Source organism: Patescibacteria group bacterium (genome assembly GCA_041662665.1).
Classification (GTDB): domain Bacteria; phylum Patescibacteriota; class JABMPQ01; order JABMPQ01; family JAQVVF01; genus JAQVVF01.
Genome location: JBAZSC010000004.1, coordinates 44,273 through 56,092, shown reverse-complemented (window position 1 = coordinate 56,092; position 11,820 = coordinate 44,273). Strand labels below are relative to the sequence as shown.

Genomic DNA, 11,820 nt, shown 5'->3' with positions numbered 1-11,820 from the left:
GAAAATCCTAAATCCTAAATTCTAAACAAATCTAAATGCTCAAAATCAAAATTTTCAAAACTCGTCGTCAATGTTTTGGAATTTGAAATTTGAGTTTTGAATTTGTTTAGGAGTTAAAAGCGACCTTAGAAGCTTTTAACGAAATTAGTGCTTTGAGTTTATGTTAAACATAATTATTGTATTTTCACTATTGATTATTTACGCCATTATTTGTTGGCGAAGAGTTGATATTGGATTAAGTCTAGTTGTCTTTGCCATGCCATTGTATTTGTTGAGATTTAATCTTGGGCCATTGCCGTCAACATTTTTGGAATTGATGGTATTAGTTTTAACTCTAATTTTTGTTGTTAAGAAGATTTTAAATAAAGAGATAAAGCAGACTGTTGCGAATTGGCGAGAACTGTTGAAAAAATGGTGGTTGCCAATTTTGTTATTTTTGCTGGCTGCGATAATTTCAGTTTTTGTTTCGGCTGATTTTAAACATGCTTTGGGAAGATTTAGAGCATATTTTGTAGAACCAATTTTAGTTTTTTTAATTTTGCTTGATGTCTTAAGATCTAAAAAGCAATTAAATTTAATTTTGTGGGCATTAGGTTTGTCATCATTAGTTATTTCTGTTTATGCGATTATTCAATACATTTTTAATATTAATATTCCAGTAGATTATAATTTGCCAAATTTAAAACGAGCAACGAGCGTGTTTGATTATCCAAATGCGATCGGTTTATATGTCGCACCAATAGTTGTATTGTTTAGTGGGTTGATTGTCGGCATGAAACAAGAAAACAATAAAACAAGAAAACAAATTGTGTCGATTTTTGTTTTATTGTTTTATTGTTTGGTTGTTTTAGCAGGAGTAATAGCAGTTGTCTTGGCTGTGTCTAAGGGTGCGATTTTTGGAATTTTGATCGGATTGTTTTTTATGCTGATGTTTACGAAATTCAGATGGTGGGTGGTTGGACTGGCGATTGTTTCGATAATTTCTATTTTGATAGTTCCAGTAACTTCAAAAAAAGTGGTGCCAATTATTACTTTTCAAGAAACTTCAGGCGATGTGAGACTTGTTCTTTGGGAAGGAACATGGAATTTAATAAAAGCAAATCCAATTTTTGGAGCTGGTTTAGCTGGATTTCAAAAAGCTTATCCAAATTATAAATTAAATAAGCATACTGAAATTTTAGTTTATCCGCATAATATTATTTTGAATTTTTGGGTGGAGACGGGGGTGCTCGGATTAATTTCTTTTGTTTGGATTTTAGTTTTATTCTTTTGGCAAGGTTTTGAAAAAAACAAAAAAACAAAAGAACAAAAAAACAAACAAATTACAAACAACAAATTACAAACTGGGATGGGAGAATTGGAAATTGGAAATTGGAAATTGGAAATTGCTTTGATGGGTGCGATGGTTTGTATAATTATGCATGGTATTGTTGATGTGCCGTATTTTAAAAATGATTTGTCAATTTTATTTTGGTTGATTATTGCTTTGATGATTATTACAAAATTGAAAACGGAAAAAGAAAATTGAAAAAATAAACTTTTATTTATTTAAATAACTCTAAATTAAATCGCTATTGCGATTTTTTTGTTCAACCTTCATGCCTTAAAAATATGATATGAATTTATTTTAATTTTCTTATTTTCTAAATCCCTTAATTTTTGAAACTAAATTTTGAAGGCATTACGGTTGACAAGGAATAAAAAAACTCACTTAAGGGTGAGTTGAGATGGGGCTGGTGGAAAGAGTAATGCCTTTGGCTAAAAGTCTGGTAATGCAGACATGAAAGAACGAGTCTTCGCAATTGTCAACAAATCTTGCAAGTTCGGAAACTGGAACAATGATTTTTGCAACGTTTTCAAATGTGCTTGGATTAGGGAGATTTGATGTTTCGATGTATGGCAAATGTTCAGAAGAAACAATTGCAACCATCAAGAAAGGTCTGTTATTGGAAATCCCAGCATCTGGATTAAATCTGCCAAGAGAAACAATTTGATGAGGAGGCAAGGTTGGAAGTCCCAGCTCCTCTTTCATTTCAGTGCGGAATCGTTGTGTCATTCCGGCTTCATTTTCTTCACCATCTTCAGCAAAGCCACCAATACAATCGAAAGTTAGTACTCCTGCTCCAAATTTATAGCCTTGTAATAAAACAAAGTGTGAGATTTTTCCAGAAGTCTTATCTTTGATCAAAACAATGCCTTTGACTCCAGACGAAGGTCCTTTTTGCCAAGAATGGTATTGGAAATGACTGATTTCATCATTCTGATTTTTGATTTCAAAAACGATGTAAATGTTCCAGGCACGTTCATTGAATGGAATGAAGATTTCAGAGATTTTGGAAAGTGTCCATTTGCCAATTTGTTCAGGACGAATTGCTAGATCTTCCAAAAAACCATTACAAGCTTCAGGCAAATTGAAGAGTTTTTGAACGATATTAGCATCAGTATTTTGAAACCATTTTCGTTCAAAAAGCATTTTGTTGATATTTAATCTTGTTTGGCTGAATGGAGGCATTTTTTCCCCCCTTGTTGTCAAGAGAACGAACGGTTGATTATAATATCTTTTTTATTTAAAGTCAAGGGTTTTGATATTATGATTATAATATAATATTGACTTTATGAAAAATTTTGATATACTTTTAAGGTGCAAAAAAAGCCTGTCAAAAGGGGGAGACAGGCAAAGGAGAGGAAATGGATAAGGGTCGGAAGTATGCATTGAATGATATTTTTGTTAGGCGTGGTACTGTTTTTTATCCTTTCGAGGGTGATCACAAAACAGATTTTTTTGATCATCCAGATGATGTTTTGGCAGACTGGGGTTTTGATGAATTTGGATTTGAAAGGAGAGGATGGTGCAGAAAGGAAGATTTGGATTATTTGCAGAAAAGGTTGGAAATTGCGAGAGAAGTGATTGCTTTGGGTGAAATCAAAGTAGGTTTTGAAATTTTTCGTTGGACGAATTTTGATTCGAAGCTGATGCCTCAAGGTGTGTTGTCGGCTGTAAGGCGAGAAATTGAAAGAAGAGTAGAAGCAAAAAAGTTGTAGTTGTTCTTTATTTAATGGCTTTGATGCCATTTTTTTATTTGGGAACGTGGGACGTGGGAGCGTCGGAGCGTGGGACTTTCGGAGCGTCGGAGCGTGGGAGCTTTGGATCGTCAGAACGCCACCACTCAAATTTATGATATTTTTCTTGTCTTTTTAAAGCCAAAAAGTTGGTATTTTTGATTTCTATTGACATTTTTATTTTTTAATGATAGAATAAAATGCTATATTTCTGGTTAGTTCTATGTTATTTTGGGTACGAGATCGATGGGACCCGCAAGAGAAAAAAGCGGGAAAACGACCACCAAACAAGAAGTTTTGGTGGCGCGGAGGGAAAGAGAAATGGCTCGGTTGTCCAAGGATCAGAAGCGTGTTTATCATACGATGAGGCTGAACGAACTTGCAGAGAAAGGGGAGAAGCGAACTTACATTGCTCCGGAAAGGGGTTTTCCAATTGCTGGAACTGGAAAGCATCATGGTGATTCTGGACAAGGTGAATCAACTTGTACAATTCGTTTGAAGTGTGGAACAAGGTTGATTGGAACGAAACAGCCGAAGGGTGTGCATGATATGGAAAGTGAACATCGTGATCTGGTTTTGAGGAAGATGACTTTGAGTGAAGCTGATGATTCGACCATTCAGGAATGGGAAGCTGAGATCGATCGGCAATTCAGGGAAGAGCATCAGGTTACGATTGAGGAACTTGTGGCCATTTCAAAGAAAAAGACTATCAACGATGTGCCTGAACCGGCTGTTGCTTACATTTGTGCTGATGATGTGAATGATAAGGATGAAGACGATTGTGAAGATGATGACAATTCTTCTGATGGGAAGAGTTTTGAGCAGTTTGATGAACATGATGAAGATGAAGATGCAGAAGATAGGAATGGAGGAATCCATTTCAATGCGGATCTTTTCAGTCAAGATGGGCTTCAATTCAGAATGTTCGATCCTAAGCTGAATCGAGTTGTTACAGATCGGAGTTCGAATTGGAAGGTTCCAAAGATTGAGGATCTGGAAGATCGTCGGTTTGAAGATCCTTTCGGATTTGCGATGGGAGAGCATATGCCTTGGCACAATCAGGGTGGGTTCGTACCAGTTGTATTCGATTGAACTATTTGTAATTTGTACCTTTTTGTAGAGTCCTAATGGGCTCTTTTTTATTTGGGAACGTGGGAACGTCGGAGCGTTGGAGCGTCGGAGCGTCAGACTTCTGAGCTTCTGATTGTCAGATTTTCGGAAATGTTTGTAGTTTTTTTGTTTTAAATAAGCTTAAATATTGAAAAATCTTGACAAATTATATGGTTGTGATATAATGTTTTATTCTGTTTTCTGGTGTCGTGGAGGGACGAACAGCCTGGAAAAACAGGCGCGTGGAGGGAAAGAGATGGGCATTCATCGAGATACTGCTTGTGTTGCAAACAAGAATACTGCTGACAGAGACTATCAGAGAAGAGAAATTGAGAACAGGATGTCGTATGACGAAGAAGTGCGAAAGCAAGTGGAAAGGAAGCGTGAAGAGAAGAAGAATGTGATGGAATGGATGAGAGATCCGGTTCGGGGCAAGCCTGTTGCCGGGACTGGAAAACATCATGGTGAACGTGGGAATGGCACTCCTTATTCGAACTTGAGGCGGCGTCATCTGTTGACTGTTGGCGTGAAGGTTGGTGAAGACAATCGTCGCGCTGAGCGGTTGATCGGTGGACATCGGCCGAAGCGATACAAGGGTCGAATGATGACTGCAATCAATGTGAATCGCAAAATGGCTCGAAAGATTTCGTTGAGTCACATTGACGATTCAACTTTTTACGATTATGAAAACTTGCCAGTGAATGGAAATGGCAAGCGTGCTACCAACTATTATGATTTTCGGGGAAGTCTGACTTTCAAGGTTTGTGAAGCTTACAGGATGAAGATGAACTGAAGCTCTTTTTTATAGAGTCCTAATGGGCTCTTTTTTATTTCGGAAAATCAGAGCGTCAGAACGTCAGAGCGTCGGAAAATTAGTTTAAAATTTGTTTTACAATATTAACATTGCGTCACCGAAAGAATAAAATTTGTATTTGTTTTTTATGGCGACTTTATAAGTTTTTTTAATTTGTTTTAAATTAGAAAAAGCAGAAATTAACATTAATAGTGTTGATTTTGGTAAATGGAAATTCGTGATCATCGCGTCAACGAATTTGAATTTATAGCCTGGCGTGATAAAAATTGATGTATTATTGCTAAATTGTTTAATTGCTAAATTGTTAATTGCTGCGGCTTCGAGTGTTCGAACTACTGTTGTTCCACAAGCGATAATGCGATGGCCTTTTTTCTTTGCATTGTTCAAGTTTTTAGCGGTTTGTGCAGAAATTTCAGCGTATTCTGAATGGATTTTGTGTTTAGTAATATCATTTTCTTTGACTGGCTGAAAAGTGCCTAAACCGACATGTAAAGTTATATATTCAAATTTAATACCTTTATTTTTTAATTTTTTGATTAATCTGTTCGTGAAATGAAGACCAGCAGTTGGAGCGGCGACAGAACCATCAAATTTTGCGAAAACGGTTTGGTATTGTTTTTTTGTTTTATTGTTTTTTTGTTTTGGTGAGATGTATGGAGGTAATGGGACATTGCCAGATTTTTTTAAAAATTGGTTAAATTGTTTTTTGTTTAAATCAAATTCTATAGTTGCTTTTTCATTTTCACGAGAAATTATTTTGGCAGAAATTTTGTTATTAAAAATTATTTTAGTATTTGGTTTTAAGCCTGGCTTGGTGAGACACGACCAGACCGCGACAGGGCAGTGCCCTGTCGCTACAGGATTTAATAATAAAATTTCGACCTTACCGCCGGTTTCTTTTTTGCCATATAATCTGGCTGGAATGACTTTGGTATTATTTAAAACTATGACATCGCCCTTTTTCAAAAATTTGTCAATTTCGAAAAATTTGTGATGAAAAATCTTGTCATTTTTTCGATTCAAAACTAAAAGACGTGCTTTGTCTCTTGGAGAAGCTGGTGTTTGGGCAATTAGTTTTTGTGGAAGATTGTAGTCGTAGTCTGAAAGTTTTGTGGACATAAAAATTAGAATATAGAATCTGGAATCTAGAATCTGGAATAGAATTTGGAATTTAGAATCGAGAATTCTGTATTCTAAATTCATTATTCATTCTAGATTCCAAATTCTAGATTCAAGATTCTTCTGCCAAATATAACAAAAGCCTTGAAGATTATCAAGGCTTAATTTATTTTTATAATTTTATTGATGCAGTGATTGATGTGTTAGTTTAACAATTGTTTCTTTAATTTCTTCAGGTCTTGGCGCATCTGTAAAAATAAATCTTTCGGCTTGGCCTGCAGTTTGAACATAAATGTTGCCAGATTTTATAATTGATGGAATAATGCCTTCAACTTTAACTGAGACATCTTCAATTGATTCAAGCATTAATTCACCAGTTTCGCGACGAAATGGGCTTTTCTGTTCGTATTCAATTATTCTTTCATTAGTAACCAACCAAACATCAAGATAATAATTCATCCAGCTGATAAGTGAGAAAAAAAGAATAGCTAAATAATAGATAGAACTTATGATTATAAATAAAGTATCAATTATTGGATTGAATAGATCTTCAAAATTTAAGGCTAAAAATAGATATAATAAAATTGGTAAAATTGATAAAAATAATATTACTAAAGCATGTTTTAGATAGTAGATCTTATGTTTTCTAATAAGCATTATTAATTTTTCGTCTGGATTAAGAGTGTAATTTAGCATGAGCGAAAGTAACTAGTAATAAGTAAATAAAATTAAAAAATATTTAAAGTGATAATTTCGGAAAAGCCGGTCTTTAATATATAAAAATTAGCAATAATTATAATGATTAATGATACGGCAATATAAAGCGGAATAAGATATTTTACAGCTGGACCTAAATGTTTATATTTATAAATATAATTAATGACTAAAAAACTGGCAATGATGTAGATTGCGAGAAGGGCATAAAAAATTATATAGATGATGTAAATTGGCATGTTAAAAAAAGTAAAAAGGAAAAATTAAAAAGTAAAAAAACTATTTTTTCCATTCTTTGATGTTAGTAATGCCTAAATGTTGATAAGCAAGACTGGTTGTTTCTCGGCCTTTGGCTGTACGATTGATAAAACCGAGTTGCAATAAAAATGGTTCAACAACTTCTTCTAATGTATCTTGTTCTTCGGCAGTTGATTGAGAAATTGTTTTAATACCTACTGGTCCGCCATTAAATTTTTGGATAATAGTCATTAAAATTTTGCGGTCAACGGCATCTAATCCTAAGCTATCAATCTCTAATAAATCTAAAGCTTTTTTAGCAGTTGCTTGAGTAATTGTACCATCTGATTTTACTTGAGAAAAATCGCGAACTCGTTTTAATAATCTGTTGGCAATTCGAGGAGTTTTTCTAGATCTTTTAGCGATTTCTGATGAACCCGAAGCTTCAATTTTTATATTTAGAATATTGGCTGATCTAGTGACAATTTTTTCTAATTCGTGATCTTCATAAAAATCTAAATGATAAATTGCACCAAAACGATCGCGAAGAGGTGATGATAATAAACCAATTCTGGTAGTTGCGCCGATAAGAGTAAATTTTGGCAAATCTAATCTGACTGTTTTGGCAGAAGGACCTTTGCCTAGAACGATGTCTAAAGAATAGTCTTCCATGGCAGGATAAAGGACTTCTTCAATGTTTTTGTTCATTCTGTGTATTTCATCAATAAACAAAATATCATTATCTTTTAGGTTTGTTAAAATGGCAGCTAGATCTCCGGCTTTTTCTAAGGCTGGTCCTGAAGTGACTCTGATATTGACGTTTGTTTCACAAGAAATAATGTTGGCAAGTGTTGTTTTTCCAGTACCAGGAGGGCCATAAAGTAACAAATGATCAATTTGTTCTTTTCTCATGTTTGCAGCTTGAATTAAGATCTTGAGGTTTTCTTTTAGCTTGTTTTGGCCAATAAATTCATCTAATTTTTTTGGTCTTAAGGTAAAATCAAGAGCTTTGTCTTCTAATTTTTCTTCTGGTGCGATGATTTTTGGTGTTGTGTTTTTTATCATTTATGTAATACAAATATACGAATTTATGCAAATGTTGCGAATATACGAATTTGTATATTCGTATTATTTGCATAGATTTGCATATTCGTATTATATTATAGCAAAAAGTATTGACAGGCGAAATATAATATGCTAAGCTGTTTAGTCATGAAAAAAAAGTAATGTTTTTCGTGGCCAAAAATCTGTAGGCAGCTATTTTATAAGGAACAATCAGAAAGGATTCGGCGGTGTTTTACTACTGAATCACTTGGGATTGTTACTTCGTCCCGCGCTATTTTCTGTGAAATATGCGTTCACATAAGGTAGCACGGGACATTAGCCTACAGTTTTTTGTTGGGTAAAATACGAATATACGAATAATGCCAATATAGCGAATATGCGAATACGACGATTCGTATATTCGTAGATTAGCGTTATTTGTAGATTTGTATTCTTGTCTAGTGTTTGTATTTATCAGGATTATCGTAATAGCTAAAGAAGGTTGATTTTTTTTCGGTTTTGTCGGGATAGGTAATAATTTGGGAATATTTTGCCTTGAATGATTTGTCAGGTTTTTGGTCCCAATATTCTGGACCCTCAAATCTGACAGATCTGCCATCATTAGTTCCATAAAATTCAAAAGTTAAAATATCATTAAAGATTGATGTCTGAATTAAAATATAATTTTTAGTATTGTTATAAAATTTTAGATCTGGATGAGGAATGTAAATTGCAGCATCTGTTCCTTGCGGATCATAATATTGGACTGCATAAGAATGCGATTGGCGTTCGGTGATTGGTAAGGCTGAATTTAGCGCAGCACGAAAATTAGTGGTGGCGATTTGGCATAAACCTCCTCCATATTCTGGGATGGTTTTGTCTTCTTTAATAACTAATTCTGGCAGGTATCCTGCTTCAGCATTGACCTCGCCTAAATTATTAACTAAAGAATATTCTTCATTTGGTTTTACTAAAATACCATTCAGTTTTTGGGCGGCAACAGTAATATTTTGAATGCGATTGGTAGGACTTCCAGAAAAATTTGATTCGCCTTTGCCTAATAATTCTTTGATGCCAAGTTCTTTGATATTTTTTTTGTTAATTTCAGCGCCTAAAGATTTGGTTAATAATTTAATTTTGGTATTTTGATTTTTGATATTATCAATAATATTTTTTAGATTGCCTTCGATTAATAATTCTTTGCCTTTTTTGGCAGGCTGAAAAATTGTTAATTCATTATTTTGCATTTGCAAGCGGATATTTTGAGGAGCTTGATTGATTTTTGGCGCAATTTCTTTTGATAAATAATCGCCGATTTTTTGTCGGTCAAAATAGGCAACTAGTTGATCTTGAAAATTATTTTTTTGTTTAGTTGATAAAGAATTATAAATTAGATTTTGTACTGGATAATTTTTATTTAGACTTGGATAACTAGTAATTGGTGTTTTTTGAACAGCAAAATTAGCCCAGGATTTTAACGTATCTTGGTCAATTATCCACTTATCTTTTTCGTATTGCAAAATAATTTTTTGTGAAACAATATTTTTGGCTTCAAGACTTGTTTTAAAAATTATTTTTTTATTATTTTCAGGATTGATTTTTTGAAATGGAACATTTATTTCGTCAGCTGATAAATTTTTAATTCTGGAATTTATTAAGCTTGTTAAAAATTGCTTGTTTAAAGAAAAGCCCGAATTTCCAGAAATTATTTTTAAATTATTTTTTTGAAAAGAGATGTTGGTCTCTTTTTTTTGCTGGTCTAATTTGGATAATTCTTGATTGTAAAAATTTTCTAATTTATTTGATTGGATCGAATAAATTAAATTATTATGATCTTTTAAAATTAAAGTTTTAATGATATTGAAACTTCGATTATGTTTGCTTCCAGAATTTGTTTTATCAAAAGCTTGATTGATTGTTTTTTCTAAATCAATTTCAACGCCAAAAAGTTCTGGTTTTATTTTTTGGTTATAATCTTTATTAACAAAACTAATTCCTTGATTAAATTCTTCTAATTTATTATTTAAAAAATCAGTTGCTTGTTGTTTTGTTTTTCCAGAAACATTAAAATTAGCAATTGTTGTACCTGGATAAAATTTATCTTTGTAATAAAAATTTAAGACAATTAAAGAAAGGCTTAACGTGGTTAAGAAAATGATTGAAATTATAAAAAAAGTTTTAAATATTTTTTTAGGCATTAAATTATTCTAGCATGAGAATTATGAATAAAGAATAAAGAATTATGATTTGAATATTGAAATAAAAAAACCTACGAGAGTAGGTGTTTAGGGAACGATTACTTTGTCATTAAGTCCCGAAGGTGATTTGATGACAATGAATTTTGTGTCATCAACTGCTTTTATTACTGCATGAATTGAATTAGGTAAAACAACAACCATTTCAAGAGGTTTTAGGATAATTGTTTTATTGTTGATTTGCAGAACAAGTTGTCCAGAAATAACCAAATAAAATTCTTTGGTTTCGCGGTGAAAATGTTGAGAGTCTGGTCGCGATTGTGAATTGCGTTGGCTAATTCCGATTTCTACATGTTTTGAAAAGAATGGAGAATTTGGTTCAAGAAAAGAACCAGTTGACCATTTACTTCTTTTTGAAGGATCTAAATTAAAATCAAAGATCGCGTATCCTTCTGATTGTTCCACTTCGGTTCTCCTTTTGTTTAGGGTACTATTTTAAGATTTCTTGTTCGTTGCTATTTAAGATTTCTTCTAAAATTGCTTTGGCGATTTTGGTATGATCTTGCGGTATTTGAATTGCATTATCTTTATTTTTTTTAACAAAATTTATTGCAGGCGAATTTATATTTAAAGTCAAATTCAAAGTTTGACCAAGTTCTGCTTCTTCTGGAAGCTTGTCTTTTGGCCATAAAATTTGTTTGCCAGATTCGGTAATTAATATTACGGAATCATCGAAAAATCGATCTAAAATTACTTTTATCGTTTGCATTATAAACAAAAAAATATTGAAATCTTAATGAAATAATATAACAGCTATTTTTTAATTTGTAAAGAATAAAAAACAATAATAATCCCGAGCTGTAGCTCGGGTAAATATAATGTATTAACAAGTAACAAGTAACTAGAAAAATTAGTAATTGGCAATTGGATTTCTTGTTGCTAGTTATTGATTACTAGTCACTGTATCGCTCGCCATTTTGACTTCTATTTTTTTGGTTTTAACGGCATTTGCTTTTGGTAATCTGACTGTCAGAATTCCATTTTTTAATTCAGCAACAGCATTATCAGCAACGACTTCTTCTGGCAAGATAATTGATCTTGAAAAAGAGCCCCAATAACATTCTTGATAATAATAATCATTTTCTTTTGCTTCAGTGATATTTTTTCTTTCGCCTTTGATTGTAACCATGTCATTATCGATATTGATGTCAATGTTTTCTGGATTAACACCAGCAATTGTTGATTTAATAACTATTTCTTGAGGAGTTTGATAAACATCAATAGCAAGCTGGCCTTCGTAATTTTCTTGACTATCTTGTGAAGATTGAGAAGAATTTTGTTGAGGTTGTGGTTGTTGTTGCTGTTGAACTTGGATTGGAGCTGGATCTGGCTGAGAAGTCTTTGGAGTTGGCAGATGTCCAACTGGTGGTTTTGGCGGCGTAGGATTGTCAGCAACTTGTTTTGATTGTAAAAATCTTGCGAAAAAAGATTGTTTAGGCATAATACAAATATACGAATTTATGCAAA

General features: G+C 33.0%; 12 protein-coding genes. 4 read left to right on the top strand and 8 right to left on the bottom strand.

Annotated elements, in window-relative coordinates; all coding sequences use genetic code 11:
* Window positions 1–160: 160 nt before the first annotated feature.
* Complete coding sequence (locus WC663_05835; protein ID MFA6296851.1) at window positions 161–1,528, top strand: O-antigen ligase family protein; 1,368 nt, start codon at window positions 161–163, stop codon at window positions 1,526–1,528.
* Between the two features lie 183 nt (window positions 1,529–1,711).
* Here the strand turns inward: WC663_05835 and WC663_05830 are convergent, their stop codons facing one another.
* A complete protein-coding gene (locus tag WC663_05830; GenBank protein ID MFA6296850.1) occupies window positions 1,712–2,512 on the bottom strand; it encodes a hypothetical protein in 801 nt (266 codons plus the stop codon).
* A gap of 176 nt (window positions 2,513–2,688) precedes the next feature.
* Between WC663_05830 and WC663_05825 the strand changes: the two genes are divergently transcribed.
* The 3 genes from WC663_05825 (at window position 2,689) to WC663_05815 (ending at window position 4,963) form a co-directional block, all read left to right on the top strand.
* Window positions 2,689–3,042, top strand: coding sequence for a hypothetical protein (locus WC663_05825; GenBank protein ID MFA6296849.1), 354 nt, complete (start codon window positions 2,689–2,691; stop codon window positions 3,040–3,042).
* 264 nt (window positions 3,043–3,306) lie between these two features.
* Window positions 3,307–4,152, top strand: coding sequence for a hypothetical protein (locus WC663_05820; protein ID MFA6296848.1), 846 nt, complete (start codon window positions 3,307–3,309; stop codon window positions 4,150–4,152).
* A gap of 274 nt (window positions 4,153–4,426) precedes the next feature.
* A complete protein-coding gene (locus tag WC663_05815; GenBank protein ID MFA6296847.1) occupies window positions 4,427–4,963 on the top strand; it encodes a hypothetical protein in 537 nt (178 codons plus the stop codon).
* Window positions 4,964–5,059: 96 nt separating this feature from the next.
* Here the strand turns inward: WC663_05815 and queA are convergent, their stop codons facing one another.
* The 7 genes from queA to WC663_05780 form a co-directional block, all read right to left on the bottom strand.
* Entirely contained in the window at window positions 5,060–6,103 is a 1,044-nt protein-coding gene (gene queA, locus WC663_05810; GenBank protein MFA6296846.1) for a tRNA preQ1(34) S-adenosylmethionine ribosyltransferase-isomerase QueA, read from the bottom strand.
* A gap of 180 nt (window positions 6,104–6,283) precedes the next feature.
* Entirely contained in the window at window positions 6,284–6,799 is a 516-nt protein-coding gene (locus tag WC663_05805) for a PH domain-containing protein (protein MFA6296845.1), read from the bottom strand.
* A 297-nt stretch (window positions 6,800–7,096) separates the two neighbouring features.
* The gene (gene ruvB, locus WC663_05800) at window positions 7,097–8,119 is read right to left on the bottom strand and encodes a Holliday junction branch migration DNA helicase RuvB (protein ID MFA6296844.1); all 1,023 of its coding nucleotides are present in this window, start codon (window positions 8,117–8,119) and stop codon (window positions 7,097–7,099) included.
* Between the two features lie 437 nt (window positions 8,120–8,556).
* Complete coding sequence (locus tag WC663_05795; protein ID MFA6296843.1) at window positions 8,557–10,296, bottom strand: VanW family protein; 1,740 nt, start codon at window positions 10,294–10,296, stop codon at window positions 8,557–8,559.
* A gap of 87 nt (window positions 10,297–10,383) precedes the next feature.
* Window positions 10,384–10,758, bottom strand: coding sequence for a cupin domain-containing protein (locus WC663_05790; protein MFA6296842.1), 375 nt, complete (start codon window positions 10,756–10,758; stop codon window positions 10,384–10,386).
* Window positions 10,759–10,783: 25 nt separating this feature from the next.
* Window positions 10,784–11,062, bottom strand: a complete 279-nt coding sequence (locus tag WC663_05785; protein MFA6296841.1) for a hypothetical protein — start codon at window positions 11,060–11,062, stop codon at window positions 10,784–10,786.
* A gap of 174 nt (window positions 11,063–11,236) precedes the next feature.
* On the bottom strand, window positions 11,237–11,794 hold the full coding sequence (locus WC663_05780) for an Hsp20/alpha crystallin family protein (protein MFA6296840.1): 558 nt from the start codon (window positions 11,792–11,794) through the stop codon (window positions 11,237–11,239).
* Window positions 11,795–11,820: the final 26 nt, after the last annotated feature.

Excerpts from the sequence above, each read along its gene's own strand:
- WC663_05835 (MFA6296851.1), top strand. The coding sequence starts at position 161 with ATGTTAAACATAATTATTGTATTTTCACTATTGATTATTTACGCCATT.
- WC663_05825 (MFA6296849.1), top strand. The coding sequence starts at position 2,689 with ATGGATAAGGGTCGGAAGTATGCATTGAATGATATTTTTGTTAGGCGT.
- WC663_05785 (MFA6296841.1), bottom strand. The coding sequence starts at position 11,062 with ATGCAAACGATAAAAGTAATTTTAGATCGATTTTTCGATGATTCCGTA.
- WC663_05780 (MFA6296840.1), bottom strand. The coding sequence starts at position 11,794 with ATGCCTAAACAATCTTTTTTCGCAAGATTTTTACAATCAAAACAAGTT.
- ruvB (MFA6296844.1), bottom strand. The coding sequence starts at position 8,119 with ATGATAAAAAACACAACACCAAAAATCATCGCACCAGAAGAAAAATTA.
- queA (MFA6296846.1), bottom strand. The coding sequence starts at position 6,103 with ATGTCCACAAAACTTTCAGACTACGACTACAATCTTCCACAAAAACTA.
- WC663_05815 (MFA6296847.1), top strand. The coding sequence starts at position 4,427 with ATGGGCATTCATCGAGATACTGCTTGTGTTGCAAACAAGAATACTGCT.
- WC663_05795 (MFA6296843.1), bottom strand. The coding sequence starts at position 10,296 with ATGCCTAAAAAAATATTTAAAACTTTTTTTATAATTTCAATCATTTTC.
- WC663_05820 (MFA6296848.1), top strand. The coding sequence starts at position 3,307 with ATGGGACCCGCAAGAGAAAAAAGCGGGAAAACGACCACCAAACAAGAA.
- WC663_05830 (MFA6296850.1), bottom strand. The coding sequence starts at position 2,512 with ATGCCTCCATTCAGCCAAACAAGATTAAATATCAACAAAATGCTTTTT.
- WC663_05805 (MFA6296845.1), bottom strand. The coding sequence starts at position 6,799 with ATGCTAAATTACACTCTTAATCCAGACGAAAAATTAATAATGCTTATT.